This window comes from Streptomyces sp. 8N114 (genome assembly GCF_052245835.1).
Lineage (GTDB): Bacteria > Actinomycetota > Actinomycetes > Streptomycetales > Streptomycetaceae > Streptomyces.
Map to the genome: position 1 here is coordinate 105,335 of NZ_JBQQBT010000004.1, position 26,265 is coordinate 131,599.

Consider the following 26,265-nt stretch of genomic DNA (forward strand, 5'->3'; position numbering starts at 1 on the left):
CGGAGTTTCGCGTTATATGTGACGTATGGGCGAGAACGGCAGGCGGCTCGTACCGCCCATCTCCCCGATGACGGCCCGCACGGTCGATGTGCCGCCCCGCGCGCCCGGCCTCGCGTACGAGGCCAAGTGGGACGGCTACCGCGTACTGCTCTTCGCCCGCCCCGACGCGCCCCACCTCCAGTCGCGGCGCGGGAACGACCTCGGCCCCGGCTTCCCCGACATCCTGCGGGCCGCAGCGGAACTGGGCGAGGAGGCCGTCTTCGACGGGGAGCTGGTGGTGATCGAGGAGGGAGCCGTCAACTTCGCCGCGCTCCAGTCGCGGGCCCAGCGCACCGGGCGCCGCGCCGAGTCCGCGGCCGCCGCGCACCCGGCCCACTTCATCGCCTTCGACCTGCTGCAGCTCGGCGACGAGCCCACCATGGCCCGCCCCTACCGTGAGCGCCGGGCCCTGCTGGAGGAGATCTTCACCCGCCGTGACCTCCAGCCGCCCTGGGCCCTGTGCCCGATGACGACCGACCCGGACCGGGCGAGCGAATGGCTCGACCCGGCCTGGGGCGCGGTCGGCGTCGAGGGCATGGTCGTCAAGGGACTGGGCCAGCCCTACCGGCCCGGCGAACGCGGCTGGCGCAAGCTGCGCGCCCGCGCTACCGCCGACGCGCTGGTCGGCGCGGTAACCGGCCCGCTGACCTCGCCCGATGCCCTGCTCCTGGGACGTTACGACGCCGAGGGCGAACTCCGCATGGTGGCCCAGAGCGCGCCCGTCACCAACGTCCTCCGCCGCCAACTCGGCCCCCTGCTCACCCCCGCAGGGCCCGACCACCCCTGGACCCACGTCCGCTTCCGCTCCGGCTGGGGCACCCGCGACATCCTCGCCCACCGCTGCGTCGTCCCCGAACTGGTCGTCGAGTTCGAGGCCGACGTCGCCTTCGACGCGGGCCGCTGGCGCCACCCCGTCCAAGCCCGCCGCGTTCGCGCTGAGTTGGCCCCGGACGATGTCCCCCGCTTCCCTGCGGGGTCGGTGGACTGACGCGACTGCGGCCTCACTCTTCTTCCCGCCGCAGCGGTGCTCAGCCACGAGCTACGTGACCGGCGGTGCCGAACCCAGCTGTAACGATGCACTTGCGCCCACCGGGGGGAAGAGCGCCGTAACCTTGCTCGGCTAGGGTCCCGTGAGGGCCGGGCGGCCCGACGCACCGTCACACAGGGAGGGCAGCCACGATGCCAAGGTCGTCGGACGGGGCGGAGGCCCCGGACGAGTTGCGGCGGCGGCTCGGGGTACCGGACGCCGTGATCATCGGCCTCGGCGCCATGATCGGCGCCGGGGTCTTCGCGGCGCTGGCGCCCGCCGCCCGCGCCGCCGGGTCGGGGCTGCTGCTCGGTCTCGCGGTGGCGGCCGTCGTCGCGTACTGCAACGCGACGTCCTCCGCACGGCTGGCGGCCCGCTACCCGACCTCCGGCGGCACGTATGTGTACGGCCGTGAGCGGCTGGGCGAGTTCTGGGGATATCTGGCGGGGTGGGCGTTCGTCGTCGGCAAGACCGCCTCGTGCGCGGCGATGGCGCTGACGGTCGGCTCGTACGTATGGCCCGCGCAGTCGCACGCCGTCGCGGTGGCCGCCGTGGTGGCGCTGACCGCCGTCAACTATGCCGGGGTGCAGAAGACGGCCTGGCTGACGCGGGCGATCGTGGCCGTGGTCCTGGCCGTCCTCGCCGCCGTCGTGGTGGCCGCGCTCACCGCGCAGGGTGCGGCGGCCGACCGGCTGGCGCCCGGCGGCGACGTCTCGGCCGGCGGTGTCCTCCAGGCGGCGGGACTGCTGTTCTTCGCCTTCGCCGGGTACGCCCGGATCGCCACGCTGGGGGAGGAGGTGCGCGATCCGCGGCGCACCATCCCCCTCGCCGTCCCGCTGGCCCTCTTCCTCACCCTGGTCGTCTACGCGGCCGTCGCGGCTGCTGCGCTGGCGGTGCTGGGCCCCGAGCGGCTGGCCGACGCCACCGCGCCGCTCGCGGACGCCGCGCGGGCCGCGGGTGCCGACTGGCTGGCGCCGGTGGTGCGGGCGGGGGCCGCGGTCGCCGCGCTCGGTTCGCTGCTCGCCCTCGTCCTCGGCGTCTCCCGCACCACGCTCGCCATGGCCCGCGACCGCCATCTGCCGCCCGTGCTCTCCGCGGTCCACCCGCGCTTCGGGGTCCCGCACCGCGCCGAACTCGCGGTCGGCGCCGTGGTGGCCGTGGTCGCGGCGACGGCCGACGTACGGGGCGCCATCGGGTTCTCCTCCTTCGGCGTGCTCCTCTACTACGCCGTCGCCAACGCCTCGGCGTGGACCCTCACTTCCGCCGAGGGCCGTCCGCCCAGGATCGTGCCCGCCGTCGGGCTGGCGGGCTGTCTGGTGCTGGCCTGCGCGCTGCCGCTGCCGTCGGTCGTCTCGGGTGCCGCCGTCCTCGTCCTCGGCGCGGGCGTCTTCGGGCTGCGCCGTCTCCTCGGCGCCCGTACGGGGCGCTGACGAGGATCCGTTCGTACGCCGCGATTGACCTGTCCGGAGCAGCACCGCGCGCACGGTCCGGGCACTCGGTGCAGCGTGGAAGCAGCGTCAGCAGCAATCGAACCGAAGGAGTTCCCATGCGTCGCTTCCCCCTCCCGTCACGCACCGCGACCACCATCGCCGCGCTCACCGTCACAGCCCTGGTCCCCCTCTGCGGAGTCGCCCAGGCCGCCCCCGCCGACCATGCGCCGGGGACGACCGCGTCCACCCCGGCACCGGGCGCCGATTCCCAGCCCGGCTCCCACTCCGAGGGTGGCTCCCACTCCCAGCCCGGTGCCCATTCCGAGCCCGGCTCCCACTCTGAGGGAGGCGCCCACTCCCAGCCCGGCGCCCACTCCCAGCCCGGCGCCCACTCCCAGCCCGGCGCCCACTCCGAGGGCGGCTCCCGGCCGCTGAAGATCGGCAGCCGTGACGGCCTCCTCGGGCTCGGCTTCCTCGGCCTCCTCTGACACCGGTCCCGGCCCCACCCCGCGCCGAACCGCTCGACTGCCGCTGTGCAGCGAGCGGTTCGGCGTGCCCGAGGCCGGTCTGCGGTCTCGTTCTCCCGTCAGCCGACGGCCGGCGGTTGCCAGTCGGCGTGCCGCAGCACGGCCCGGAGCGTGGTACCCGAAGGCGCGAGCCGCATCGCCGTGTTGCGCAGCGCCACGGCCACCGGATGGGACAGCTGCTGTCCCAGTCGACCCGCCTGCCGGGCGGCGCGGGCGACGGCCTGGCTGCGGGGGCGCCGCTCGGCGTCGTAACGGGCCAGTGCCGCTGCCACCTCCGGTGCTGCGGCCAGCGCGGCGGCCAGCACGACGGCGTCCTCCAGCGCCTGACAGGCACCCTGCCCGAGGTTGGGCGTCATCGCGTGAGCCGCGTCGCCGAGCAGGGCGACGCGGCCCGCGGCGAACCGCGGCAGGGGCGTGACCAGTTCGCTGATGTCGTGGTGCAGCACGGCCTCGGGGCGGGTGGTGGCCAGAAGTTGGGGGATCGGGTCGTGCCAGCCTCCGAACCGACGGCGCATCGCGGCGAGCGTGTCCTGGTGGCGGACTCCGGGCCGTGCGGTGAGGACCGCATGCCATTCGGCCCGGCCGTCGGTGAACGCGATATGGCCGAACTCCGCTCCGTCGCCCCACGTCAGCTCGAAGTCGGTCCCCGTGTCCACCGGGCCGTCGCTGATGGCGCGTACGACCGTCGAGCCGCTGTGCACCGGGCCCGGATGGTGCGGGAAGAGAGAACTGCGCAGCCGGCTGTTGACCCCGTCGGCGGCCACCACGAGGTCCGCTTGCAGGACGGTGTCCCCGAGCGGCAGCCGTACCCGGTCGTGGTCCGGATCGTCCTCGACGGACCGCACCTCCTCGCCGGTCACCAGCACCGTGGACGGCAGCGCCTCGCGCAGCGCCAGGTGGAGTGCGGTGCGGGGTATGCCCATGATCGGCGTGCCCAGCTTGCGCTCCAGCGCCGCCCCGTCCATGCGGGCCAGCAGCCGGCCGGCCGGGGTACGGGTGCCGCCCCTGTACTGGGGCCGGGCCGCCTCCCGCACCGGGGCGCCGACTCCCAGCGCGTCCAGGGCGCGCATGCCGTTGGCGTGCAGGGAGATGCCGGCGCCGGCGTCGGCGAGCACCGGGGCGCGCTCGACGACCGTCACCTCCCAGCCGATACGCCGCAGACCGATCGCGGCAGCCAGTCCCCCGATGCCGCCGCCGACCACGACCGCGCGGTGTCCCATAGAAGCCTCCTTCTACATCTGTAGAAGGAGGCTACATCGGCGCTTCTACAGGTGTAGAAAGAGGGGGTGTCCAACGACAGCCGAGCCGAAGACAGCCGTACCGAAGTCAGCCGCAGCCGAGACAGCCCCGCCCGAGACAGCAGTACCGACCGCCGGGACCGCCGTACCGTTCTCGCCGACGCGGCCATCGAGGTACTGGCCGAGAGCGGGATGCGGGGCCTGACCCACCGTGCCGTGGACCGGGCCGCCGGACTGCCGCCCGGCACCACCTCCGCGTACTGCCGCACCCGCCAAGCCCTGCTGACCGCGCTGGTCGCCCGCCTGGTGGCACGTGACCAGGCGGAGCTCGAAGAGGGCGGGCGCCGGCTCCCCGTCCTGCGCGACGCGGACGAACTCGCCGGGGCGCTGGCCGGGTTCGTCCGACGACGGCTGACGGGGGAGGGCCGCCGCCGGACGCTCGCCCGGTACGCCTGCACGGTCGAGAGCGTGCACCACCCCGAGCTGCGCGAAATCCTGCTGCCCCGCGAGAACGCCGCACGGGACGCGGTACGCGCCTTTCTGGCAGCGCACGGGGTCACGGATCCGGAGACGCGCACCCTCACCCTGCTGGCCTGCGTGGACGGGCTGGTCTTCGACCGCCTGGTGAACGGCGGAGACGTCGCGGAGGAAGAGCTGCGCGGGCTGGTCACGACCGCACTGCGGTAACCCGGCGCGTCTGTCACGAGATCGGGTACGGCTTCCGTCTCCCGGGCCGCGCGGTGTGCGCCGCCCTGGCGTGCCTCGTACTGGCATGGACGGCGACCCGGCCGGCGGGCGGGGCGGGGAGCCTGTCGCATGCCGGGGCCCGCCGTGTCCCCCGGAGGAGGGAAGCGGCGCACCAGGCTGCAGGTGACGCTCGTTCCCAGGTCGGCAGCGCTCCGAGCCGAGACCTGGGAGTCACGATGCGCGCGAAGTTCTCAACCATGCTGGCCGCCGGAGTGCTCACCGCCTCCACGATGCTGGGCGCCGCCGTCCCGGGTACCGCCGTCGCGGCCCCCGCCCCGGTCTCCGCCCCGGCCCTTGTTCCTGCCTCCGCTCCGGCCGACTCCGCCGTGCGGGCCGAGGCCGACCGCCTGATGGAGCTCAGCTACCAGGAGTTCGCGAAGGCCCGCCACGTCGCACCGTTCAACTGGACCACCGACGGTTGCTCCGTACCGATCGGCCTCGCCCCCTACCGCGAGGTCTTCCGTCCGGCCTGCGTCCAGCACGACTTCGGATACCGCAACTACGGCCGCGACCACGAGCTGAAGCTGGACCCCACCCGGAAGACGAAGAACTGGATCGACGGCCGCTTCCGCACCGAGATGCGGCGGATCTGCGCCGACAGGTACCCGGAGCAGCGGCGCCGCCACAACTGCCGCAGCGCGGCCGAGACGTACTACCTCGGGGTGCAGATCGGCGGCGACGGAGCGTTCTTCTAGGGCTTGCCCGGCGGATGTTGCGTACCCGGCGTGGTGGGCTGCGCTTGCCCACCCTGCGCCCCTGGGGCGGACTGCCCAAGCTTCGCAGCACGGGGGGACGCGCCCTCGCCCGCGAAACGGTCGGCCGGGCGCAAAGTCCTTCCGGGAAGCGGGAGCTGGGGTGTTCGCCGGGTCGCGGGGGGGCGGCTGGGGCATGCTCGGCGGGGGAGCCGGGCAGCGGGCCGGCGGCACGGAGGGGGCGTTCATGGGATGGCGGAGCGAGAAGTTCGGGGCGTCGCACGAGGGGTGGGCGGGAGCGCTGCTGGCCGACGGCAGTGAGCCCGGACCGGCGTATCTGGATGTGGGCAGCGGCCCCCGGATGGCGGAGACCACCGAGTGGTGGGCCTACGACGGCAGGCTGAGCTCCCGGCCGCGGGCCGCCTGGGCGCGGGCGGCGTGCGCGTGCGGCTGGCGGGGCGAGCGCCGGTTCCCCGTCGAGCCGGACCAGTTGGGCGGCCGGGGCGACTTCGACGACTCCGGAGCGCGGCAGGAGTGGAGCCGGCACATCCGTGAGGTGGAGCTGCGCTCCGTGCCACTGCCGGTGGGACTGGCGGAGAGGCTGGAGCAACTGGGCGACGAGTTGTTGGCGCTGGCCGACCAGGCGCCGCTGGCCGCGGTCCGTGCCGTCGGCGAACTGGAGCGCCTCACCGTGGATGTCGGTCATCTGGCGGCCCAGAACATCCACGCCGACCAGATCCCGTGGCACGCGGCGGGGGAGGCGTTGGGCCTGAGCGCACGGGAGGCCAGGTCCCGGATCGTCCGCTACAGCCTGCGGCGCTGAGGAGCAGGTGTGACGGGCTGCGGAGTGGCGGTGGCAAGGGCGAGGCGTTCGACGGGGACACACTGGTGCTCGTACCCGACCGGGTGCTGCTCCCCAAGGGCGTGGTGAAGGACCACGCGGTGCTCGTCCGGAGGGCGTCTTCCGCGAGATCGGCGGCGCCGCCCGGCTCACCGCCGCACACCCCCGTCGATGTGGCGGCGCCGGCCAAGGGGGCCGAAGCAGCCGGCATCCGCCGCGCCGCCGAGGTGGGCCGCGAGGTGGTCCGCCGCGCCGACATCCACCGCGTCGAGCCGGTGCCGGGCGGGGTAGGCCGACTCGGCTCCGCCGGACGGCCCGGCGGTGTCCGCGCTCCCTCAGCGGGCGGCTGCTCCCTCAGCGGGCGGCCTCCTCCTGGAGTTCGCCGGACTCCGTGGCCTCCTGGACGGTGTGCCGGAGGATGTCGCAGGAGTGCTGGGCCTCGTCCATCAGCCGGGTGGCCTCCGCCAGGAGGATGCCGTACGGGCGGGAGGGGTCGCCGAGCGGGATCTGCCTGGGGCACTCGACCAGTTCACCGTGCTTCTCCTGCGCCGCCTCCGTCGCCCGCCGCAGCTCGTACACCTGGCTGGTGAGCCGCCGGGCATCGATGTCGCAGAAGTGCCGGACCACTCGGGCGACGGCCTCCAGGAGCGCGGCGTAGTCCCGCAGGAAGCCGCGGCACTCCTCGCCGCTCTCGTCCTGCGGCCAGTGGTGCAGCGTCCGCGCCATCGACGTGAGCTGGTAGGTGACGCGTTCCAGCGCGTCGACCAGTTCCTGGTAGCCGGAGAAGTCCTCGTGCCCGGAGCGGCCGGGAAACAGCAGCCGCGGGTTGTAGTACCTGCTCTCCACCGCCATGTGCAGCGCCGAGCGGGCCTGGCCGACCAGCGGTCCCAGCGTGGTGGCGCGCTGTCGCCAGTGCCAGGTGGTCTCCTCGTCGAGGGCGCCCTCGCGCAGTGCGGGGGCGATGTCACTGATCAGATCGCACATCGAGTGGGCCAGGGCGCGAATGCCTTCCTCGGCGCCGCGGTAGCGCATCGGCGGCAGCACCGTGACGTTGATCAGTACGCCGATCCCGCAGCCGATGCCGACGAGTTCGAGGATCTGGCCGAGCTGTTCGACCCGCTGCGGGTTGTCGGTGGCGGTGACGAAGGTGGAGAAGGCGAAGAACGCGGCGGTCGCCACCTGGGTGCCCTGGGAGCCGAGCCGCTGCCAGCGGCCGATGGTCATCGCGATCAGCGCGACCACCACGAAGGTCAGCAGATCGGGCCCGGCCAGCAAACCCAGCACCCCCTGCACGCACACCCCCGCGCAGACGGCGGCCAGATAGCGCAGCGCCTGGAGCAGCGACTGATAGATGGTCACCTGCATGATCAGTACGGCGGAGAACGGCGCGAAGGCCGGCGTCTGCGCGGCCATCAGATCGTGGGCCACGAACCAGGACGCGCCGGCCGCCAGGGTGCTCTTGCCGATGAGCTCCAGGGTGTGCCGCTCGTGTCCCGCCGACGACTTCGCGCGGCTCAGCCATTGCCTGGCCCGTGTCCACCTGCTGTGCTGCGATGCCGCGTGGCCGTCGTCGTGGGACACCTTCGTCTCCTCGGTCATCGGTGGCTCTCCTCATCGCGTCATCGTCGTCCCCTGCGCTCTCCCGGCGGGTCTGCCCGGCAGGTGGCGGAGTGCCCGTTATTTCCTTCCCACCGTGTGTGGCGGCGGTCACTGTGCTGGTTTCCGCGGGTTACGGAACACAGCGCGACGGCGGCCGGTCCGCTCTCCCGGCGCATCTTGGCTGGTGGTATGGGGGGCGAACCTCTTCACGTCGCCAGATGTTTGCCAACTTGTTCATACAGGTGGCTTCCCTGGTTGTTGGTGTTCTTGAAAGACTCTGCCGCGTCCGACGATTCCGAACACGCCCTGCGAGGTCAGCAGAGACATGCCAGAACTCAACCGGCGCCGGTTCCTCCAGATAGCCGGCGCGACCGCGGGCTTCTCGGCCCTCTCCGGCAGCATCGAGCGGGCCGCCGCCATCCCCGCGGCCCGCCGTTCCGGCACGATCGACGACGTCGAGCACATCGTCGTGCTGATGCAGGAGAACCGGTCCTTCGACCACTACTTCGGCACCCTGAAGGGTGTCCGCGGCTTCGGCGACCCGCGCCCGGCCGCACCGACCGGGAAGCGGACGGTCTGGCAGCAGTCCGACGGCAACAAGGACGTGCTGCCCTACCACCCGGACGCCGAGAACCTGGGCATGCAGTTCATCGCGGGCCTCAACCACGACTGGGCCGGCGGCCACCAGGCATGGCACGAGGGCAAGTACGACCAGTGGATGCCGGCCAAGGGCACCGGCACCATGGCGTATCTGACCCGGAAGGACATCCCCTTCCACTTCGCCCTCGCAGACGCCTTCACCATCTGCGACGCCTACCACTGCTCGATGATCGGCGCCACCGACCCCAACCGCTACTACATGTGGAGCGGCTACTCCGGAAACGACGGCGAGGGCGGCGGCCCCGTCCTCGGCAACGAGGAGGCCGGGTACGGCTGGACGACGTATCCGGAGCGGCTGGAGCAGGCCGGTATCTCCTGGAAGATCTACCAGGACATCGGCGACGGCCTGGACGCGGAAGGAAAATGGGGCTGGATCGAGGACGCCTACCGGGGCAACTACGGCGACAACTCACTGCTGTACTTCAACAAGTACCGGAACGCCGAGCCCGGCGACCCGCTCTACGACAAGGCCCGCACCGGCACCGACGCCAAGAAGGGCGACGGCTTCTTCGACATCCTCAAGGCCGACGTCAAGGCCGGCAAGCTGCCGCAGATCTCCTGGATCGCAGCGCCAGAGGCTTTCACCGAGCACCCCAACTTCCCCGCCAACTACGGCGCCTGGTACATCTCCCAGGTACTGGACGCGCTCACCGCCAACCCCGAGGTGTGGGCGAAGACGGCGCTGTTCATCACCTACGACGAGAACGACGGATACTTCGACCACGTCGTCCCGCCCTACCCGCCGGCCTCCGCCTCCCAGGGCCGTTCCACCGTGGACACCGCGCCCGACTACTACCAGGGCGGCGTCTCCGGCTACGCGCCCGGTCCCTACGGCTTCGGCCAGCGCGTGCCGATGCTGGTCGTCTCGCCCTGGAGCACCGGCGGCTATGTGTGCTCCGAACTGTTCGACCACACCTCCATCATCCGCTTCATGGAGCGCCGCTTCGGAGTGCACGAGCCCCACATCTCTCCCTGGCGGCGGGCCCTGTGCGGCGATCTGACCTCGGCGTTCGACTTCACCCTCCAGGACACCGAACCGGCCGAACTGCCGGACACCGACGCCTACGAGCCGCCGGACAAGGAGCGGCACGAGGACTATGTGCCCAAGCCGCCGGCCAAGCCGGTGCTGCCCAAGCAGGAGGCGGGCTCCCGGCCCACCCGTCCGCTGCCGTACGCCCCCCTGGTGGACGGCGCGGCCAAGCCGGCGGAGGGGAAGTTCACCCTCACCTTCGGCGGCGGCAAGTCAGCGGGCGCCTTCTTCCTCGTCACCTCCGCCAACCGCACCGACGGCCCCTGGACCTACAGCACCGAGGCGGGCAAGCAGCTGTCCGACACCTGGAACACCGCCCATTCCGGTGGTAGCTACGATCTCACGGCCCACGGCCCGAACGGCTTCCTGCGCACATTCAAGGGCCCGGGCAAGCAGCCCGGCCCGGAGGTGACGGCGCGGCACCTCGCGAAGAGCGGCGACATCGAGCTGACCCTCACCAACGCGGGCGACACCGACTGCGGTCTCACGGTGGCCAACGCCTACGGCGGCGCCAAGGAGACCCACAAGGTGCGCGCGGGGGCCACGGTCGTGCGCACCGTGAGCCTGCGGGACAGCAAGCGCTGGTACGACCTGACCGTCACCTCCGACACCGACGCGGACTGGCAGCGCCGCCTCGCCGGCCACGTCGAGACCGGTGAGGTTGGCGTCAGCGACCCGGCCACGCTGACGGACTGACACCTCTCGCCGCCTCGCCCCACCCGGAGTCGCCCCCTGCCGCACCCGGTATTCCTGCCCCGCCCGGAACGGCTCCGGGCGGGGCAGGAAAAGGGGGAACTCGTGTGCGGCGGTCAGGTGAATCCGCAGCGTTCCGCGCTGTATTCGCAGCATCGGGGGCAGATGCCCGTGCATGCCACCGAAGAATTTCCTTCCCCCCGCGCGTAAGGCCCAGGCGCCCGCCCTCGCGCTCCTGTTGCTGCTCGGCCTCGCCGAAGCCGTACCCTCCCAGGCGCTCGCCCCGCACTCGGCGGGGGAGGACCAGGCCGAGGAACGAGCCTGCTCCATGAGAACCGGCCCGCAGCAGCGGGAGGTCGAGAGATATCTGGGCCTCCCGGTGGACGGCCGGCAGTCGCAGCGGGACTGCGCGGCGATCCAGCGGTTCCAGGAGCAGGAGGGCGTGCTGCCCGCGGACGGCTTCGCGTCCCCCGCCACGTATCGGGCGCTGTACGCGCGCTGGGCGGCGGGGCATCCGGAGAAACTGCTGGCGGACAAGCACTGTCGGCCGGCCCGCGGCCGGGTGGTCTGTCTCGATCTGACCCACCAGGTGATGTGGCTGCTCAAGGGGCGGAAGGTCGTCCTCCGCGCGATGCCCGCCCGCAGCGGCGCCCGCGGGTACGAGACGCGCACCGGACACTTCCGCATCCTGCGCCGGGTGCGGTACGACTATTCGGTCCTCTACCGCCAGCAGATGCCGTTCAGCCAGTACTTCAGCCGCGGCCAGGCTTTCCACGGCACGCACAAGAACATCTACAGCCCGCCCGGCTCCCACGGCTGCGTCAACCTCCGCTACGAGGACGCGGAAAACCTGTGGAGATGGCTGCGGATCGGCGACCGCGTCCGTATCTGGGGCCGCAAGCCGGCGGCGTGACGGGCCCCTCCACAGGTGCTGGGGCGGATCAGGGTCCGAAAGCGCGCTCCCTCGCTTGACAGTAAGCGACTCAACTTTTATGCAAGATGTAGAGGCACCTGGAGAGCGGCAATGGTGGGGGACGCAGGAGAGGAGACTGAGGTGGCACGCGCAGTCGGAATCGATCTCGGTACGACCAACTCGGTGGTCTCCGTCCTGGAGGGTGGCGAGCCCACCGTCGTCACGAATGCGGAAGGCGCCCGGACGACGCCCTCGGTGGTGGCGTTCGCCAAGGGCGGCGAAGTGCTGGTAGGGGAGGTCGCCAAGCGGCAGGCCGTGACCAACGTGGAGCGCACGGCACGCTCGGTGAAGCGGCACGTGGGCGAGTCGGACTGGCGCTTCCCGGCGTCCGGCAGCGTGGACGGCAAGCAGTACACCGCACAGGAGATCTCCGCGCGGGTGCTGCAGAAGCTCAAGCGGGACGCGGAAGCGTTCCTCGGGGACGAGGTGACGGACGCCGTCATCACCGTGCCCGCCTACTTCAACGACTCCCAGCGCACCGCCACCAAGGAAGCGGGCGAGATCGCCGGGCTGAACGTCCTGCGGATCATCAACGAGCCGACCTCCGCAGCCCTCGCCTACGGGCTGGACAAGGAGAACGACCAGACGGTCCTCGTCTTCGACCTGGGCGGAGGCACCTTCGACGTCTCGCTGCTGGAGATCGGCGAGGGCGTCGTCGAGGTGAAGTCCACCTCCGGCGACACTCATCTGGGTGGTGACGACTGGGACCAGCGGGTCGTCGATCATCTGACGAAGCAGTTCAAGAACAGCTACGGCGTCGATCTGGCCCAGGACAAGATGGCGGTGCAGCGGCTGCGTGAGGCGGCCGAGAAAGCGAAGATCGAACTATCCGCCACGACCGAGACGACGATCAACCTGCCGTACATCACCGCCTCGTCCGAGGGGCCGCTGCACCTGGATGAGAAGCTCACCCGGGCGCAGTTCGAGCAGCTGACCTCGGACCTGCTCGAACGGTGCGAAGGCCCGTTCCACAGCGCGGTCCGGGACGCGGGGATCAGCGTCTCCGACGTCGACCACGTGATCCTGGTCGGTGGTTCGACCAGGATGCCCGCGGTGACGGACCTGGTGAAGAACCTCACCGGCAAGGAACCGCACAAGGGCGTCAACCCGGACGAGGTCGTGGCCATCGGCGCCGCCCTCCAGGCGGGCGTGCTCAAGGGCGAGGTCAAGGACGTCCTGCTGCTGGACGTCACCCCGCTGTCCCTCGGTATCGAGACCAAGGGCGGCGTCATGACCAGGCTGATCGAGCGGAACACCACGATCCCCACCCGGCGCTCGGAGATCTTCACCACCGCCGAGGACAACCAGCCCTCGGTGAACGTGCAGGTCTTCCAGGGCGAGCGGGAGATCGCCGCGTACAACAAGAAGCTCGGCATGTTCGAGCTCACCGGGCTCCCGCCGGCGCCCCGTGGCGTACCGCAGATCGAGGTCGCCTTCGACATCGACGCCAACGGCATCATGCATGTCTCCGCCAAGGACCAGGGGACAGGCAGAGAACAGAAGATGCAGGTCACCGGCGGCTCCAGCCTGCCGAAGGACGAGATCGACCGCATGATGCGGGAGGCCGAGCAGCACGCCGACGAGGACCGCCGCCGGCGCGAGGCCGCCGAGACCCGCAACCAGGCCGAGACCCTCGTCCACCAGACCGAGAAGTTCCTCGCGGAGAACGAGGACAAGGTCCCCGCGGACACCCGCTCCGAGGTCGAGGCAGCGGTCGGTGACCTCAAGGAGAAGCTGAAGGCGGAGTCCGCCGACAGCGACGACACCGCGGCGATCCGCGCCGCCACCGAGCGCGTCAGTACGGTCAGCCAGAAGCTGGGCCAGGCCATGTACGCGGGAACCCAGCCCGGTGCCCCCGGCCCCGACGGCGCGGGCCCCGCCGGTGGCGGCACCGGCGGGGAGGAGGACGTCGTGGATGCGGAGATCGTCGACGACGAGAAGGGCGGCTCGCGCTGAGCCGCCGCCGAGGGGGTGCCCCTGCTCGACGTTTGCGGGGTGCGGCTGCGTCGTGGTTGCTCGCGCCCACGCGGCGGAGCCGCACATGAACTCAGTCCCGCGCCCCTTACGGGGCGCGTCCCCCTGCTCGAAGAGCTTGGGGGAGCGGGGTGGGCAAGCGCAGCCCTCCATGCCGGACGAGCTCAGGAGTCGACGGCAAGCCGCACGCCGAGGCCGACCAGGACCGCGCCGGAGATCTGTTCCATCCGGCGCCGTACGGACTGCCGCCGCAGCACTCCGCCGACCCGCCCGGCCAGGGCAATCAGCGGGAGGTACCAGATCAGGTCGACCACGACCCATATCACCGAGAGGGCGAACAGCGTCGGGAGGACGGGTGCGCCGTCGGGCACGAACTGCGGCAGGAAGGAGACGGCGAACAGGCCCGCCTTGGGATTGGCGAAGTTGGTGACCAGCCCCTGCCAGAAGGCCCGCCGGTACGACACCGGGGCCGTCTCCGCCGATTCCCCGACCGGCCCTGCGACCCGCCGCGCCTGCCACAGCGCCCGCGCCCCCATCCAGACCAGAACAGCTGCGCCGGTGATCCGTATGACGTCGTAGGCGACCTGCGAGGCCAGCAGCAGGACCGAGAGCCCGCACGCCGCGGCGAGGCCCCACAGCAGTACCCCGCACTCGTTGCCCAGCACCGCGGCCATGCCGGTCCGGCGGCCGTTGACCACCGCACGGCGCAGGATCACGACCGTGCTCGGCCCCGGAACCATGGCGATCAGAAAAGCCGCACCGACGAACGCGGCCAGTGAAGTCAGCATCGGGCCAGCATCGTCAAGCGCTGCCGACCCCACAAGGCATTTCGCCCGGGCGGCCAGCGAGGGGCCCACGCTTACCCCAACCAAGGTGGTCGCGGGCGGCGATGCGGTTGTCAGCGTGCGGCCTGGGGTGGGTTGGTGTTGCGGACGAAGACGGGCTTGAGGTGCTTCTCGGGCAGGGCGTCGGGGAGTTGTTCCCAGTCGAGGACGCGGGAGACGACGCGTTCGGGTGCGACGGTGCCGGAGGTGGCGAGGTCGAGGGCGTCGGGCATGTGGGCGCGGACGTTGTCGCGGGCGATGCGGAGGCTTACGCCGGTGAGGTACATGTCGAGGAGCGGCAGTTCGCCGGGGCGGAAGTGGTTGCCGGCCGACTACGACGCACCCCCACCCGATCAGCCGGCGCCCGCGCCGGCGGTGGTCTTCGCGGTGCAGCTTCCTGCCTGGTCACCGCAGGGGTGACCAGGCAGGGAGACACGATTCCCCCTCGGCTTGGGCCATGGGGTGTTTCGGCACTGTTTCAGTACAGGCTCACAGGAAGTTGTCCCGTATCTGCGTCACCACCATCGCGACGGCGAAGAAGCCGTAGAACCCGATGGCTACCGCCATTCCGCCGAGCCTGGCGCCGCGCAGGCGGATTGCGCTGGGCAGGTCCCTGGTGTTCAGGCGGACCAGCAGGATCGAGTAGAGCAGGGTCACCACGGACGCGGCGCAGGTGGAGACCACGAGCAGGGCGATCGGCTGGGTGAACCCGGCCAGCAGGATGAACGATCCCAGGATGATCTCGCCCCACACCACGGCGAGGTAGAGCCGGGGTTCGGTCCAGAAGGCGGAGTTCGGGAGATAGCTGCGCCGGAGGAAGTCGGCGGCCACACGGCCGATGACGTCGAGGAGTCCCATGGCGGCCGCCCACAGCGACACCGTGACGATCGCGAAGAACAGCAGCTTGAGCCACTCCCCGACTTGATCGCTGAGAATGTCTCCCTGGATGTTGAGGAATTCGGGGCTGGAGTCGAGGTCGTCGCGGCCGAAGAGCGTCTCGTACGCCAGCAGGCTCATGATGGTGATCGTTACGACGCAGACGAGCGAGAACGTCATGACGTGCTCGGCATTCGCGCGCTTCCACCAGATCCTCCAGCGGGCGAGGTTGGCCTCGTCCTGCGGGAAGGCGTATCGGTCGGTGCCTGCGGCCTCCTCCTGGCCGGTGATCGGTGAGACGAGGCGGGGGACGTGGGCGCCCATCCCGTACCTCTTGTCGCGTATCCAGTTGCTCAGCACCAGGTTGTGCACGCCCCCGGCGCCGGCCGCTCCGATCGCGCTGAGCAGCATGGTGAAGGTGACGCCGTCCGGGATCTGCCCGAAACCGGTGGCTGTCTCCCTGGCTCCCTCGCCCCAACTGGTGGCGGAGATCACGAATATCACCACGATGGCCAGGAAGAAGAGGGTGAGCCCGACCTTGACGACCTCGACCCGCTCCACTGTCCGGTAGATGACCTTTGATGCCGAGAGCAGGACGCCGATGGCGCCCAGCGCGATCACTGTCACCCAGACCGGATCACCGCCGCCGACGAGGTATGTGAACACCGTGGAGCCGCTGGTGGCCCAGCCCGGCCAGACGTACTGAAACGCGCCGGCCAGGCAGATGGCGATCCCCCAGCCCTTCCACCACCGGGAGAAAGCGGCGACGACGGTCTGACCGGTGGCCAGTGTGTAGCGCTCGATCTCCATGTTGATGACGGTCTGGACGACCAGGGTGGTGAGGGCGAGCCACAGCAGACCGAGGCCGCCGATCGAGGTGAGGTAGGGCCACAGGATGATCTCGCCGGCAGCCAGTCCGATCCCGACGGCCACGACACCGGGGCCGACCATTCGCCGCAGGGGCATCGGCTCGGGGAGGTCCCGGATCTCGGCGTCGCCGGGTTCGCCGGAACCGGGGGGTCTGACAGTGGTCGGTCCTTCTTCTGACATGTCGTTCTCCAAGCGGTGCGGGTGCCCCTGGGGATGGGGGCGGGGACGGGGGTCAGCGGGAGAGGAGGTGCGCGGCGTGCAGCGTCGCCAGGACGTAGCCGTGCGTACCGGCGCCGACGATCAGGGCGTCGGCGACCGCGGAGATGTAGGAGTGGTGCCGGAACTCCTCGCGCCGGTGCACGTTGGTGATGTGCAGCTCGACGGTCGGCAGGGCGACGGCGGCGAGCGCGTCCCGCAGTGCGACGGAGGTGTGCGTGAAGCCGGCGGGGTTGATGACGATCGCGCCGCATTCGGTGCGCGCCGCGTGAATCGCGTCGATCAGCACGCCCTCGTGGTTGCTCTGCACGAAGCGGGCGGTCAGGTCGTGTTCGGCGGCGGTCTTCGCCACGGTCTCCTGGACCTGGCTCAGCGTGGTGGACCCGTACGTGTCGGGCTCGCGCGTGCCGAGCAGGTTGAGGTTGGGGCCGTTGAGGAACAGGACGGTACGTCCGGGGTCGCTGCCGGTGATGCAATCGCCCATGTGCGGCTCCTTCAAGAAAATGTGGGCAAGTGGGTGTACGGAGCGCCGGTCAGGCGGGCGTGGCCGCCTCCCGCTGGGCGAGGAGCCGGGAAAGATGGCGGAGCATCCGTTCGGTGTCGGGTGTGCGGCCGGTGATGAGCTCGAATGCCCCCGCTGCCTGGAACACGCACATGCCGGTGCCGCCCAGGGTGCGCAGGCCGCGGGCCGCCGCCTCGGACAGCAGCCGGGTCTCGGTGGGCATGTAGACCACGTCGGCGACCCACTGGTCGTCCCGTAGCAGTTCCACGGCGACCGGGGTGCCTGGGTGGCTGATCATGCCGACCGGGCTGGCGTTGACCACCCCGTCGGCCTCCGTCAGAGAGGCGGGCAGCCCGTCCGGGTCGACGGCGTCGGCGCGCTCGTCGCCGAACGCCTTCCGCAGGGCGCGGACCAGCGCCGCACTCCTGGACGGGTCGGGGTCCATGATCGCCACATGCCCGGTTCCCGCCGCGAGCTGGGCGTGCGCGACGGCGGCTCCGGCGCCGCCCGCGCCGAACTGGACGACACGGCGGGTCGCAGCGCCGGGCAGTCCGCGCCGGAACGATCGGGCGAATCCGGATGCGTCCGTGTTGTGGCCGATCCGGCGCCCGTCGCGGAAGACCACGGTGTTGACGGCGCCGATCGCCCGGGCGAGGGGGGAGAGCTCGTCCAGCTCAGGGATCACCCGCTGCTTGTACGGGTGCGTGATGTTGAGCCCGGCGAAGCCTTGGGCCTCGGCGTCGCGCAGCAGCCCTCCCAACTCGTCCGGAGTGCCGGGTCGGGCGGTGTCGATCAGTACGTAGGACAGGCCCAGGCCGTGGTGCCTGCCTTCCTCCTGGTGGAGGGCCGGTGACAGTGAGGTTCCTATGCCGGCGCCGATGAGGCCGTACGCGCATGCTTGCATGCCGTCTGGTGCTCCCCTCATGATGCGAGGATGTGTCCCGCTGAACGGAACGTTCCTGATTCTGGTGTGGCACGCGTTGCCGCCGTGCTCGGGGCCTTCGACGCGCTCCACGCCGAGTTGGGGGTGTCGGACATCGCCCGCCGGTCCCGCCTGCCCAAGTCCACGACCTCCCGCCTCGTACGGGACCTCGTCGCGTACGGATTCCTGGAGCGCGACGGCGCGATGCTGCACATGGGCACGCGGTTGTTCGAGTACGGCGAGCTGGCCTCCCGGCACCGGAATCTCCGGGCGATAGCCCTGCCGTACATGGCCGATCTGCGCGAGGCGACCCGACAGACGGTCCATCTCGCCGTCCTGGACGGCACCGAGGTCGTGTACGTCGAGATCTTGCGCAGCAAGGGCGCCCCAAAGATGGGATCCCAGGTGGGGGGCAGGCTGCCGGCCCACTCCGCCGCGGTGGGCAAGGCCCTTCTCGCGTTCAGCCAGGCGGAGGCGGTCGACGCGGTCTGCGTGCGTGGACTGGCCGCCATCGGCCCCCGGACAATCACGGCGCCGCAGCTGCTGAGGCGCGAACTGGAACGCATCCGCGGCGCGGGACTCGCATATGAGAGCGAGGAGTCCGGCCCCGGCGTGGGGTGTGTGGCGAGTGCGATCCTGGGGGCGAGCGGCCGAGCGGTCGCGGCGGTGTCCATCTCGGGCTGGAGCGGCCGCCTCAATCTGCGACGGGTGGGCCCCGCGGTGCGTACGGCCGCGCTCGCCATCAGTCGCGAGCTGCGGGGCCCGAGCCCCGTCCCGGACGAACGCTGAGCGGACACGACGCACGGCCTTTCCGGGCGCCGCTTGTCCGCTCATGCCGTTCCCTCCATCGCGTTCGGCCTGTGGTGTGTCACGCGTTTGCGGAGACCGACTGTCCTCCCGCGGTGCAGAGCGAGCAAGCAAGATGATCCGCTGAGCGGGACACAATCTCGCAAAGGTTATTCGCGATCATGATCCGTTCAGCGGATCACTCGCCTTGTCGGTCGGGCGGCTGCCGCACATGCTTCGGGGAGACCGTCACAGCCGGACCGAGGAGACGCGGATGGACAGAGCCACGCATGGCGTGGTCGCCGAGGAACTGCTGGCGGCCCGGCGCAGCCGCGAGCCCATCCCCCCGCTCAGCCGGTCCCACCCCGGGCTGACGGTCGACGACGCTTACGCGATCCAGCTGGCGCAGGTCCGCGTCTGGACCGAGGAGGGGCAGCCCGTCCAGGGACACAAGGTGGGGCTCACCTCAGCGGTCATGCAGCGCCAGCTCGGGGTTGACCAGCCCGACTACGGGCACCTGATGGGCGGCATGTTCCACCTGGAGGGGCTGCCGATCGCGCTGGACGCGTTCATCAGTCCCAGGGTCGAGCCGGAGATCGCTTTCGTACTGAAGCGGCCGTTGAGCGGACCAGGGGTGAACGCCGCTCAGGCGCTCTCGGCGGTCGACTACGTCCTGCCTGCCATCGAGATCATCGACTCCCGCATCCAGGACTGGAAGATCGGCCTGGTCGACACGGTGGCGGACAACGCGTCATCGGGCGGCGTGGTGCTCGGCAGCCGCCCCATCCCCGTCGGCGCGGTCGATCTGCGGCTGGCCGGCTGTGTGCTGAGCCGGCGCGGCATGGTGGTCGGAACCGGCTCGGGAGGCGCCGTCCTCGGTTCGCCCCTCAACGCCCTGGTGTGGCTGGCGAACACCGTGGGCCGGCTCGGCGTCACCCTGGCGGCCGGCCATGTCGTGCTGCCCGGCTCCGTCTGCGCCGCGGTGCCCGTCGCCGCCGGTGACAGCGTCACCGCGACCTTCGGCGGTCTGGGCAGCGTCACCGCCCGGTTCGTCCGCGACCGCGCCCACGAACAGGAGGACGCATGACCTCCCGAACGACCGCCACCGCCGCCATCGTCGGACCGGGCAACATCGGCACAGACCTGATGGTCAAGCTGCTGCGCAACGAGCACATCGACGTCAGATACATGGTCGGGGTGGACCCCGATTCGGACGGCCTGGACCGGGCGGCCCGTGCGGGGCTGGAAGCGAGCGCCGGAGGCGTGGACTGGCTCCTGGCCCGACCGCACCTGCCGGACCTGGTGTTCGAGGCCACCTCCGCAAGGGCGCATCTGGCGAACGCCCCCCGCTATGCGGAGGCCGGGATCACGGCCATCGATCTGACCCCCGCCGCGACCGGACCCTTCGTCTGCCCCGTGGTGAACCTGACCGAGCACGCGGCCGCCAGGAACGTCAACATGATCACCTGCGGCGGGCAGGCCACCATCCCGGTCGTCGCGGCCGTGTCCCGGGTCGTACCCGTCGCGTACGCCGAGATCGTCGCCTCGATCGCGTCCCGGTCCGCCGGGCCCGGCACCCGCGCCAACATCGACGAGTTCACCGAGACCACCGCACACGCGATCGAGGCCGTGGGCGGCGCCGAGCGCGGCAAGGCGGTCATCATCCTGAACCCGGTGGCCCCTCCGATGATCATGCGCGACACGGTCTATTGCGCCATCCCGGCGGACGCCGACCGCGACGCGATCACCGCATCCATCCACCAAACGGTCGCTGAGGTGCAGGTCTACGTCCCCGGTTACACGCTGCGCGCCGAGCCGCAGTACGACGACCCGCGCCCCGGCTGGCAGGGACGGGCCAGGGTGGCGGTCTTCCTGGAGGTGCGCGGCAACGGCGACTACCTGCCGCCGTGGGCAGGCAACCTCGACATCATGACCGCCGCCGCCGTCCGCGTCGGCGAGCTGATCACGCTGCGACAGGGAGTCATGACGCCATGAGCACGACCACACCGGCGGTACGCATCACCGACACCACCCTGCGCGACGGGAGCCACGCGGTGGCCCACCAGTTCACGGTCGAACAGGTGCGGGCCGTGACCCGCGCCCTCGACGACGCGGGAGTGCGGGTCATCGAGGTCACCCATGGCGACGGCCTCGCCGGGTCGTCCTTCAACTACGGCTTCTCGCACACCGACGAGATCGAGTTGGTCGAGGCGGCGGTGGACGAGGCCCGTGACGCGCGCATCGCTGTCCTGCTGCTGCCCGGCCTGGGCACAGTCGCGGACCTGCACCGGGCCCGGGACGCGGGGGCCGGGATCGTACGGGTGGCGACCCACGCCACTGAGGCCGACGTCTCCGTGCAGCACTTCCAGGCCGCCCGCCAACTGGGCCTGGAGACCGTTGGTTTCCTGATGCTCTCGCACCGGATCGGGCCCGAGGCGTTGGCCGGGCAGGCCAGGGTCATGGCCGACGCCGGGTGCCAGTGCGTGTACGTGGTCGACTCCGCGGGATGGCTGCTGCCCACCGACGTGACCGATCGCGTGTCGGCGCTGGTCGCCGAGCTCGGCGCGGACGCGGAGGTCGGCTTCCACGGCCACCAGAACCTCTCGCTCGGCGTCGCCAACTCGATCGCCGCCTACCAGGCCGGGGCCCGCCAGATCGACGGCAGCCTGTGCGCGCTCGGCGCCGGGGCGGGCAACGCGCCGACGGAGCTGCTGGCCACCGTCTTCGACCGGCTGGCGGTCCCCACGGGCCTGGACGTGGACGGCGTACTGCGCGCCGCGCATGAGGTCCTCACTCCGCTGGTGCCACGGCTGCCCGTCGCGGATCGTCCGGCCATCGAGCAGGGGCGGTACGGCGTCTACTCTTCGTTCCTGCTGCACGCGCAGAGCGCCGCCGAGCGTTACGGCGTGCCCGCGCACGCCATCCTGCGCGCGGTCGGCGAAGCCGGATACGTCGGCGGCCAGGAAGACATGATCATCGACGTGGCGATCGGCCTGTCGTCGCGCGCCACGGTCCCTGCCACCGCCCTGGAAGGTGTGCCCCAATGACAGGCCCGACTGACTGGACGATCGACCGCGCGGTGACCGAGCTGCTGAGCCGGGAGGCGGACCGCCGGGACGGTGGCCGCATCACCGACGCATGGCCCGGCCTTGACCTGCCCACCGCTTACCAGGTGCAGGACGCGCTGCTGCGGCGCAAGCTCGATTCCGGCGAGCGGCTCGTCGGCGTCAAACTCGGTCTCACCTCCCGCGCCAAGCAGCAGCGGATGGGCATCGACTCCCCGCTCACCGCATGGCTCACCGACGCGATGGTGCTTCCGGAAGGCACACCGGTGCCGATCGGTGAGCTGATCCACCCGCGCGCCGAGCCGGAGATCGTCTTCGTCATGGGCGAGCGGCTGGCCGGTCCCGGCGTGACCGCCGCGACCGCGCTTGCCGCCGTCAGCAGCGTGCACCCCGGCTTCGAGATCATCGATAGCCGCTACACCGACTTCGCGTTCACCCTCCCCGACGTGGTCGCCGACAACGCCTCCTCCTCCCGCTTCGTCGTCGGCGGCAACGGCCTGCCGGCACAGGGGCTCGACCTCGCGCTGGAGGGATGCCTGCTCGGCATCGACGGCGAGATCACCCACTCCGCGACCGGCGCCGCCGTACAGGGCCACCCCGCCGAGGCGCTCGCGCTGGCGGCGAACTCCCTCGGGGCGCGCGGCATCGCCATCGAGCCTGGCTGGATCGTGCTCACCGGTGGCCTCACCGACGCAGTCTTCGTCGAACCCGGACGGGAGATCAGCGCCGAGTTCACCCACCTCGGCTCGCTGCGCATGACAGGAGCCTGAAGATGCCACTCGTCGAGATCAGCGTCGTCGCCGGACGCCCCCAGGAGAAGATCCGCGACCTCATCCACCGGGTGCACGCCGCCGTACGGGATTCCCTGAACGTCCCCGACACGGCCATCCGTGTCCTCGTACGCGAAATCCCGCCGGAGCACTGGGCGGTCGGGGACGTCACCAAGGCCGAACAGGAGGCATCCCATGACTGACCGACCGGAGAGCCCCGAGGACTACCGCGCGACCTACGAGCGGATGCTGGGCTTCGTCCCCCCACGGGTGGCCGCCCGGTTCGAGGCGTCGGGAGAGACCGATCCGGAACTCCTGCTCGCGCAGGAGCGCCTGCGCAATATGGTCATGTATCCGGATGCGCTGGACCAGAAGACCGTCCAGCTCGTGCTTTTCGGCATCCTGCACGCCAAACTCAGCGACGCCGCCAAGCTGCACGGCCTCGCCGCACTACGAGCCGGTGCCGGCTGGGACGAACTGCGCGCCGTCATCGACCTGGCGTTCCTGTTCACCGGATTCTCCGCGATCAATCGCGGCCCCCAGGTGCTCGCCGACATCGCGGAGCTGGAGAAGAAGGCGGAAGAAGGCGAGAAGCAGTGACAACGACTGAGCCGCTCTACGAGCTCGCCCACCTCGGCCACGCCGAGCTGCTGACCCCCGTGTACGACCAGAGCCTGGCCTTCTTCACCGAGGTCTACGGCCTGCACTTGGTGCATGAGTCCGGCGGCAGCGCCTATCTGCGCGCATGGGGCGACCACGACCTGACGACCCTGAAACTGACCGCGGCCGACCGCGCCGGACTCGGTCATGTCGCCTGGCGCGCGGTGAGCCCGCAGGCCCTGACACGCCGGGTCGCGGCCCTGGAGGAACGCGGCGTCGACGGCGAGTGGACCGACGGGGACTTCGGGCACGGCAAGGCGTACTCCTTCATCGCCCCGAGCGGCCAGCGCATGGAGCTCTACTACGAGACCGAGAAGTACCGCGCTCCTGAGGGCAAGGCGTCGTACCTGCCCAATCAGCCCCAGTCCTCCGTCTCCGCCGGTGTCGGCGCGGCGCGGATCGACCACATCAACGTCCTGGCGCAGGACGTGCCCGCCACGCGTGGGTTCATGTGCGAGACGCTGGGCTTCAAGCTTCGCGAACACCTGGTCCCACCCGGCCGGCCCGAGGCAGGCGCCTGGCTCAGCCTGATGAACAAGGCCCACGACCTCGCCATCACCCGCGAGCCGGTTCCCGGGGTCACCGGGCGGCTGCACCACCTCGCGTACGCGGTCGAGAACCGCGAGGACGTGCTCCGCGCCGCCGACATCTTCTGCGAGCTGGGCACTCAGATCGAGTTCGGCCCAGCCAAACACTCGCGCACCCAGGGCTTCTTCCTCTACGTCCTGGAACCAGGCGGCAACCGCATCGAGGTGTTCGCCGGCGGCTTCCACATCTTCGCTCCTGACTGGGAACCGGTCACCTGGACCACCGAGGGCCAAGGCCGCTCCACCGCTTGGGGCCTCGATGTGCCCGACAGCTTCCACTCCCACGCCACCCCGACCCTGCCATGACTCCCGCACTCCCCGAACTCACCGCGAGCTTCGTGACCCTCTCCGGCGCCGGTTTCGCGCAGCCGGCCCGCGTGCCGTTCGCCGAGCGTTGCCGCGCGGCGGCCGCCGCCGGCTTCACGGGTATCGGCCTGCACATCGACGACTACCAGCGGATGCGAGCAGCCGGAGCGAGCGACGATTCCGTACGCACGCTGCTCGGCACGCATGGACTTGCCCTGTGCGAAATCGAGTTCCTCAGCGGCTGGGCCACGGCGGACCCCGAAGGCGGTGACCTCGCCACCGTCGACGCTCTCGGCCACGCGTTCCGCCCCCATCACGTCACAGCGGGCGAGTTCACCGGCGACGAACTCGACATCACCGCCGCGGGTGCCCGGCTTCGTGCGATCTGTGACGCCGTCGCCGAACACGGTCTGCACGTCGCGGTCGAGGCATTCCCCTGGTCCGGCCTGAAGGACGTGGCCACCGCGCGCGCGGTGCTGGAGGCGTCGGGTGCCCCCAACGCCGGACTGATGATCGACGTCTGGCACTTCTACAACAGCCGCTCGACCCTCGCCGACCTCACCGGCTTGCCCCCGGACCGCATCACGGCCGTCCAACTCAACGACGGCCGCATCGTGCATGACGACTTCCTCGCCGAGGCACGACGCGGCCGCCTGTTGCCGGGCGACGGCGAACTGGACGTCACGGGCCTGCTGCTGGGCCTGCACGAACGCGGCTTCCGCGGCCCCTACTGCGTCGAGGTCAACTACCCCGGCTACCGGGACCTCCCCGTCGAAGAGATGGCCACCCAGGCGTTCATGAAGGCATCCGCCGCCCTGGAGGTGCTTCCCACGCACTGAGCCCACCTGGTCCACCGGACCTGGTCCACCGGACACCCGCGGCCTGCTCTCGACGAGGCGTCACTGAGTATCCCGGAACACCGCGGTAGTACCCGCTCGCGCAGCGGTTCCCTCGGCAGTCAAGGAGTGCCTGTCCTCTCCGGCAGCGGCCAGATCCAGCGCTGAGGTTTGTAGGTAGGGCAGTGACCTGCCGCTTCTCATGCCTACCGGCTCGCGGAGAAGTACGTCCTCTGCGGGCAGAGCGCCGGGCCCGGGTGTTGGCAAGCTGGTGGCCTGTGGCTCTCCGGCCGACGGGCCCGTCGCGAACCTATGCGGGTATCGCGCGGTGGGGCGGGTGGCCCCTCTCCTGGCCGGGGGCATTGATCATTTGTCCGCCTCCGATATAGAGGCCGACGTGGTGGACGTTGTCGGGAGTGCCGTAGAAGACGAGGTCTCCGGGCCGAAGCTGGTCGTCCGGAACGTGGGGTTCGGGCGGGTCAGCGCGATCAACTGCGCTTCTTGGGCTTTGAGTACGCCCCCCTGCACGGCTGCGGTCACTGTCGGGGCGGGTGGCCACAGGGCGCTCGTGCCTCTCCTGCTTGCGGGCGGTGTTGATGAGCCGGTGGATATCGCAGTCAGCGGCGTTGAAGAGGACCCGGTGCGGTTCGGGGGTGATCGTCTGTCAGCGAGGGCAGCGTGGTGGCGACTGCGGCCAGTGCCGTCTGCTCCACATCCGCTCGCTCCAGGCGCTGGGGAAGCTGCTGTCGGCGCAGCATCCAGTACAGAACCGGGATGGTCCCCGCCCACCGCAACCAGCTGCCACGGCTCTGGCAGCTTCTGGGCCCGGCGCACCACCTCGCACCGGGTGGCTGCCCGCTGACCGGCCGCTTTCCCCGGGTGCGCGAGCCGGGCCCGCACCCGGTCTACCGGCCAGTCGCCTGCCGCCCGAGCGCGAGGAATGCCTCGTCCAGTCCCCCGAGCGGCGAGCGGCCCTCACCGGCTTCCGCACCTGCAGGAGTGGAGCAGACGCGGCGCATGAGCACCTCCGGGAGTGGCGGGTTGGCTTGTGCCGCCACGACTCCCAGCCGCCCGGACCGCAAGAGCAAGGGCAAGGCTCTCCCGAGCTGACCGAGGCCCGGCAGCAACTGGCCGACTGCGAGCGACGTCCCGCTGGATACCGCGCTGCGCTGGACGCCGGGTCGGACCCCGCCTTGGTGACCCAGTGGATCAACGAGACCCAACAGGAGAAGACCGCCGCCGAGCAACGGATCCGTGCTGTCCGATCAAGTCAGCCCAAGAGGCAAGATCTCTCTGAAGCGGAGCCGGCGACCATGATCCGAGCGCTTGGCGACATGAAAGATCGACTTCCAGCGGCAGACCCGGCAGACAAGCGGCCGATCTACGAATCGTTCGGACTGAGCCTCACATACGACGAACGGCGGCAGACCGTGACCGTTGAGTCACGTCCCGCCGCCGCGTGTGCGTGTGGTACGTGTCGGGAGGGGGACTTGAACCCCCACGCCCTGTAAAGGGCACTAGCACCTCAAGCTAGCGCGTCTGCCATTCCGCCACCCCGACCGGGTGTGCCGCGGG

At 70.9% G+C, this 26,265-nt stretch carries 25 protein-coding genes, 1 tRNA gene and 1 pseudogene; 18 read left to right on the plus strand and 9 right to left on the minus strand.

All coding sequences use genetic code 11. The features are described from left to right. Nucleotides 1-25: 25 nt before the first annotated feature. From ACTWQF_RS11280 to ACTWQF_RS11290, 3 genes are all read left to right on the plus strand, one after another. Nucleotides 26-1,027: an ATP-dependent DNA ligase gene (locus ACTWQF_RS11280; RefSeq protein WP_443279071.1), complete on the plus strand. Its 1,002-nt coding sequence runs from the start codon at nucleotides 26-28 to the stop codon at nucleotides 1,025-1,027. Between the two features lie 191 nt (nucleotides 1,028-1,218). Beyond that, nucleotides 1,219-2,496: an APC family permease gene (locus tag ACTWQF_RS11285; RefSeq protein WP_443279073.1), complete on the plus strand. Its 1,278-nt coding sequence runs from the start codon at nucleotides 1,219-1,221 to the stop codon at nucleotides 2,494-2,496. 116 nt (nucleotides 2,497-2,612) lie between these two features. Continuing rightward, nucleotides 2,613-2,984, plus strand: a complete 372-nt coding sequence (locus ACTWQF_RS11290) for a hypothetical protein (RefSeq protein WP_443279074.1) — start codon at nucleotides 2,613-2,615, stop codon at nucleotides 2,982-2,984. 98 nt (nucleotides 2,985-3,082) lie between these two features. On the opposite strand, the gene ACTWQF_RS11295 is transcribed toward ACTWQF_RS11290, so the two are convergent. Then, nucleotides 3,083-4,243, minus strand: coding sequence for an FAD-dependent monooxygenase (locus ACTWQF_RS11295; RefSeq protein WP_443279075.1), 1,161 nt, complete (start codon nucleotides 4,241-4,243; stop codon nucleotides 3,083-3,085). Between the two features lie 186 nt (nucleotides 4,244-4,429). On the opposite strand from ACTWQF_RS11295, the gene ACTWQF_RS11300 reads away from it, so the two are divergent. The 3 genes from ACTWQF_RS11300 to ACTWQF_RS11310 all read left to right on the plus strand — a co-directional run bounded on the left by ACTWQF_RS11300 (nucleotide 4,430) and on the right by ACTWQF_RS11310 (nucleotide 6,523). Next, nucleotides 4,430-4,948 carry a TetR/AcrR family transcriptional regulator gene (locus tag ACTWQF_RS11300; protein WP_443279470.1) on the plus strand — a complete coding sequence of 173 codons (519 nt, stop codon included), beginning with the start codon at nucleotides 4,430-4,432 and terminating at the stop codon, nucleotides 4,946-4,948. 236 nt (nucleotides 4,949-5,184) lie between these two features. After that, nucleotides 5,185-5,703, plus strand: coding sequence for a phospholipase A2 (locus ACTWQF_RS11305; RefSeq protein ID WP_443279077.1), 519 nt, complete (start codon nucleotides 5,185-5,187; stop codon nucleotides 5,701-5,703). Nucleotides 5,704-5,947: 244 nt separating this feature from the next. After that, complete coding sequence (locus tag ACTWQF_RS11310; protein WP_443279079.1) at nucleotides 5,948-6,523, plus strand: hypothetical protein; 576 nt, start codon at nucleotides 5,948-5,950, stop codon at nucleotides 6,521-6,523. A 372-nt stretch (nucleotides 6,524-6,895) separates the two neighbouring features. Here ACTWQF_RS11310 and ACTWQF_RS11315 read toward each other — a convergent pair whose 3' ends face one another. Then, on the minus strand, nucleotides 6,896-8,140 hold the full coding sequence (locus ACTWQF_RS11315) for an FUSC family protein (RefSeq protein ID WP_443279080.1): 1,245 nt from the start codon (nucleotides 8,138-8,140) through the stop codon (nucleotides 6,896-6,898). A 325-nt stretch (nucleotides 8,141-8,465) separates the two neighbouring features. On the opposite strand from ACTWQF_RS11315, the gene ACTWQF_RS11320 reads away from it, so the two are divergent. The 3 genes from ACTWQF_RS11320 to dnaK all read left to right on the plus strand — a co-directional run bounded on the left by ACTWQF_RS11320 (nucleotide 8,466) and on the right by dnaK (nucleotide 13,452). Next, complete coding sequence (locus tag ACTWQF_RS11320) at nucleotides 8,466-10,526, plus strand: phosphocholine-specific phospholipase C (RefSeq protein WP_443279082.1); 2,061 nt, start codon at nucleotides 8,466-8,468, stop codon at nucleotides 10,524-10,526. Between the two features lie 172 nt (nucleotides 10,527-10,698). After that, nucleotides 10,699-11,436 carry a L,D-transpeptidase family protein gene (locus tag ACTWQF_RS11325; RefSeq protein WP_443279084.1) on the plus strand — a complete coding sequence of 246 codons (738 nt, stop codon included), beginning with the start codon at nucleotides 10,699-10,701 and terminating at the stop codon, nucleotides 11,434-11,436. Nucleotides 11,437-11,577: 141 nt separating this feature from the next. Next, a complete protein-coding gene (gene dnaK, locus ACTWQF_RS11330; protein WP_443279086.1) occupies nucleotides 11,578-13,452 on the plus strand; it encodes a molecular chaperone DnaK in 1,875 nt (624 codons plus the stop codon). A 182-nt stretch (nucleotides 13,453-13,634) separates the two neighbouring features. On the opposite strand, the gene ACTWQF_RS11335 is transcribed toward dnaK, so the two are convergent. The 5 genes and pseudogenes from ACTWQF_RS11335 to ACTWQF_RS11355 all read right to left on the minus strand — a co-directional run bounded on the left by ACTWQF_RS11335 (nucleotide 13,635) and on the right by ACTWQF_RS11355 (nucleotide 17,683). Further along, nucleotides 13,635-14,258, minus strand: a complete 624-nt coding sequence (locus ACTWQF_RS11335) for a LysE family translocator (protein ID WP_443279087.1) — start codon at nucleotides 14,256-14,258, stop codon at nucleotides 13,635-13,637. A gap of 110 nt (nucleotides 14,259-14,368) precedes the next feature. Beyond that, nucleotides 14,369-14,626 (minus strand): annotated as a pseudogene (locus tag ACTWQF_RS11340) (zinc-dependent alcohol dehydrogenase); the annotation flags it as partial. Nucleotides 14,627-14,783: 157 nt separating this feature from the next. Further along, nucleotides 14,784-16,220, minus strand: coding sequence for an Nramp family divalent metal transporter (locus tag ACTWQF_RS11345; protein WP_443279089.1), 1,437 nt, complete (start codon nucleotides 16,218-16,220; stop codon nucleotides 14,784-14,786). A gap of 52 nt (nucleotides 16,221-16,272) precedes the next feature. Then, nucleotides 16,273-16,740 carry a type II 3-dehydroquinate dehydratase gene (aroQ, locus tag ACTWQF_RS11350; protein WP_443279091.1) on the minus strand — a complete coding sequence of 156 codons (468 nt, stop codon included), beginning with the start codon at nucleotides 16,738-16,740 and terminating at the stop codon, nucleotides 16,273-16,275. A 49-nt stretch (nucleotides 16,741-16,789) separates the two neighbouring features. Next, nucleotides 16,790-17,683, minus strand: coding sequence for a shikimate dehydrogenase (locus ACTWQF_RS11355; protein ID WP_443279092.1), 894 nt, complete (start codon nucleotides 17,681-17,683; stop codon nucleotides 16,790-16,792). 45 nt (nucleotides 17,684-17,728) lie between these two features. Here ACTWQF_RS11355 and ACTWQF_RS11360 point away from each other — a divergent pair, with 45 nt between their 5' ends. The 9 genes from ACTWQF_RS11360 to ACTWQF_RS11400 all read left to right on the plus strand — a co-directional run bounded on the left by ACTWQF_RS11360 (nucleotide 17,729) and on the right by ACTWQF_RS11400 (nucleotide 24,693). After that, a complete protein-coding gene (locus tag ACTWQF_RS11360) occupies nucleotides 17,729-18,469 on the plus strand; it encodes an IclR family transcriptional regulator (RefSeq protein WP_443279094.1) in 741 nt (246 codons plus the stop codon). 271 nt (nucleotides 18,470-18,740) lie between these two features. Beyond that, on the plus strand, nucleotides 18,741-19,553 hold the full coding sequence (locus ACTWQF_RS11365) for a 2-keto-4-pentenoate hydratase (RefSeq protein WP_443279096.1): 813 nt from the start codon (nucleotides 18,741-18,743) through the stop codon (nucleotides 19,551-19,553). Continuing rightward, nucleotides 19,550-20,461 (plus strand): acetaldehyde dehydrogenase (acetylating), encoded by a 912-nt coding sequence (locus ACTWQF_RS11370; RefSeq protein ID WP_443279097.1) that lies wholly within the window; start codon nucleotides 19,550-19,552, stop codon nucleotides 20,459-20,461. Before ACTWQF_RS11365 ends, ACTWQF_RS11370 begins: the two co-directional genes overlap by 4 nt. Next, nucleotides 20,458-21,513 (plus strand): 4-hydroxy-2-oxovalerate aldolase, encoded by a 1,056-nt coding sequence (gene dmpG / locus ACTWQF_RS11375; protein WP_443279099.1) that lies wholly within the window; start codon nucleotides 20,458-20,460, stop codon nucleotides 21,511-21,513. Before ACTWQF_RS11370 ends, dmpG begins: the two co-directional genes overlap by 4 nt. Next, nucleotides 21,510-22,301 carry a 2-keto-4-pentenoate hydratase gene (locus ACTWQF_RS11380; RefSeq protein ID WP_443279100.1) on the plus strand — a complete coding sequence of 264 codons (792 nt, stop codon included), beginning with the start codon at nucleotides 21,510-21,512 and terminating at the stop codon, nucleotides 22,299-22,301. The genes dmpG and ACTWQF_RS11380 overlap by 4 nt, the downstream gene beginning before the upstream one ends. Before the next feature lie 2 nt (nucleotides 22,302-22,303). After that, nucleotides 22,304-22,504: a tautomerase family protein gene (locus ACTWQF_RS11385; protein ID WP_443279101.1), complete on the plus strand. Its 201-nt coding sequence runs from the start codon at nucleotides 22,304-22,306 to the stop codon at nucleotides 22,502-22,504. Next, nucleotides 22,497-22,901, plus strand: a complete 405-nt coding sequence (locus tag ACTWQF_RS11390) for a carboxymuconolactone decarboxylase family protein (protein WP_443279103.1) — start codon at nucleotides 22,497-22,499, stop codon at nucleotides 22,899-22,901. The genes ACTWQF_RS11385 and ACTWQF_RS11390 overlap by 8 nt, the downstream gene beginning before the upstream one ends. Continuing rightward, the gene (locus ACTWQF_RS11395; protein WP_443279104.1) at nucleotides 22,898-23,854 is read left to right on the plus strand and encodes a VOC family protein; all 957 of its coding nucleotides are present in this window, start codon (nucleotides 22,898-22,900) and stop codon (nucleotides 23,852-23,854) included. The genes ACTWQF_RS11390 and ACTWQF_RS11395 overlap by 4 nt, the downstream gene beginning before the upstream one ends. Next, complete coding sequence (locus ACTWQF_RS11400) at nucleotides 23,851-24,693, plus strand: sugar phosphate isomerase/epimerase family protein (RefSeq protein ID WP_443279106.1); 843 nt, start codon at nucleotides 23,851-23,853, stop codon at nucleotides 24,691-24,693. The genes ACTWQF_RS11395 and ACTWQF_RS11400 overlap by 4 nt, the downstream gene beginning before the upstream one ends. Nucleotides 24,694-25,000: 307 nt before the next feature. Here ACTWQF_RS11400 and ACTWQF_RS11405 read toward each other — a convergent pair whose 3' ends face one another. Both ACTWQF_RS11405 and ACTWQF_RS11410 read right to left on the minus strand, forming a co-directional pair. Continuing rightward, entirely contained in the window at nucleotides 25,001-25,249 is a 249-nt protein-coding gene (locus ACTWQF_RS11405) for an NlpC/P60 family protein (RefSeq protein WP_443279108.1), read from the minus strand. Nucleotides 25,250-26,165: 916 nt separating this feature from the next. Further along, a tRNA-Leu gene (locus tag ACTWQF_RS11410) sits at nucleotides 26,166-26,250 on the minus strand. Nucleotides 26,251-26,265 lie beyond the last annotated feature (15 nt).

What these genes read in the sequence shown, in the direction of transcription:
- ACTWQF_RS11380 (WP_443279100.1), top strand. Translation starts at nt 21,510, where the DNA reads ATGACAGGCCCGACTGACTGGACGATCGACCGCGCGGTGACCGAGCTG.
- ACTWQF_RS11370 (WP_443279097.1), top strand. Translation starts at nt 19,550, where the DNA reads ATGACCTCCCGAACGACCGCCACCGCCGCCATCGTCGGACCGGGCAAC.
- ACTWQF_RS11320 (WP_443279082.1), top strand. Translation starts at nt 8,466, where the DNA reads ATGCCAGAACTCAACCGGCGCCGGTTCCTCCAGATAGCCGGCGCGACC.
- ACTWQF_RS11315 (WP_443279080.1), bottom strand. Translation starts at nt 8,140, where the DNA reads ATGACCGAGGAGACGAAGGTGTCCCACGACGACGGCCACGCGGCATCG.
- ACTWQF_RS11325 (WP_443279084.1), top strand. Translation starts at nt 10,699, where the DNA reads ATGCCACCGAAGAATTTCCTTCCCCCCGCGCGTAAGGCCCAGGCGCCC.
- ACTWQF_RS11365 (WP_443279096.1), top strand. Translation starts at nt 18,741, where the DNA reads ATGGACAGAGCCACGCATGGCGTGGTCGCCGAGGAACTGCTGGCGGCC.
- ACTWQF_RS11335 (WP_443279087.1), bottom strand. Translation starts at nt 14,258, where the DNA reads ATGCTGACTTCACTGGCCGCGTTCGTCGGTGCGGCTTTTCTGATCGCC.
- ACTWQF_RS11305 (WP_443279077.1), top strand. Translation starts at nt 5,185, where the DNA reads ATGCGCGCGAAGTTCTCAACCATGCTGGCCGCCGGAGTGCTCACCGCC.
- ACTWQF_RS11290 (WP_443279074.1), top strand. Translation starts at nt 2,613, where the DNA reads ATGCGTCGCTTCCCCCTCCCGTCACGCACCGCGACCACCATCGCCGCG.
- dmpG (WP_443279099.1), top strand. Translation starts at nt 20,458, where the DNA reads ATGAGCACGACCACACCGGCGGTACGCATCACCGACACCACCCTGCGC.
- ACTWQF_RS11345 (WP_443279089.1), bottom strand. Translation starts at nt 16,220, where the DNA reads ATGTCAGAAGAAGGACCGACCACTGTCAGACCCCCCGGTTCCGGCGAA.
- ACTWQF_RS11355 (WP_443279092.1), bottom strand. Translation starts at nt 17,683, where the DNA reads ATGAGGGGAGCACCAGACGGCATGCAAGCATGCGCGTACGGCCTCATC.
- aroQ (WP_443279091.1), bottom strand. Translation starts at nt 16,740, where the DNA reads ATGGGCGATTGCATCACCGGCAGCGACCCCGGACGTACCGTCCTGTTC.
- ACTWQF_RS11390 (WP_443279103.1), top strand. Translation starts at nt 22,497, where the DNA reads ATGACTGACCGACCGGAGAGCCCCGAGGACTACCGCGCGACCTACGAG.
- ACTWQF_RS11310 (WP_443279079.1), top strand. Translation starts at nt 5,948, where the DNA reads ATGGGATGGCGGAGCGAGAAGTTCGGGGCGTCGCACGAGGGGTGGGCG.
- ACTWQF_RS11285 (WP_443279073.1), top strand. Translation starts at nt 1,219, where the DNA reads ATGCCAAGGTCGTCGGACGGGGCGGAGGCCCCGGACGAGTTGCGGCGG.
- ACTWQF_RS11385 (WP_443279101.1), top strand. Translation starts at nt 22,304, where the DNA reads ATGCCACTCGTCGAGATCAGCGTCGTCGCCGGACGCCCCCAGGAGAAG.
- ACTWQF_RS11400 (WP_443279106.1), top strand. Translation starts at nt 23,851, where the DNA reads ATGACTCCCGCACTCCCCGAACTCACCGCGAGCTTCGTGACCCTCTCC.
- ACTWQF_RS11280 (WP_443279071.1), top strand. Translation starts at nt 26, where the DNA reads ATGGGCGAGAACGGCAGGCGGCTCGTACCGCCCATCTCCCCGATGACG.
- ACTWQF_RS11295 (WP_443279075.1), bottom strand. Translation starts at nt 4,243, where the DNA reads ATGGGACACCGCGCGGTCGTGGTCGGCGGCGGCATCGGGGGACTGGCT.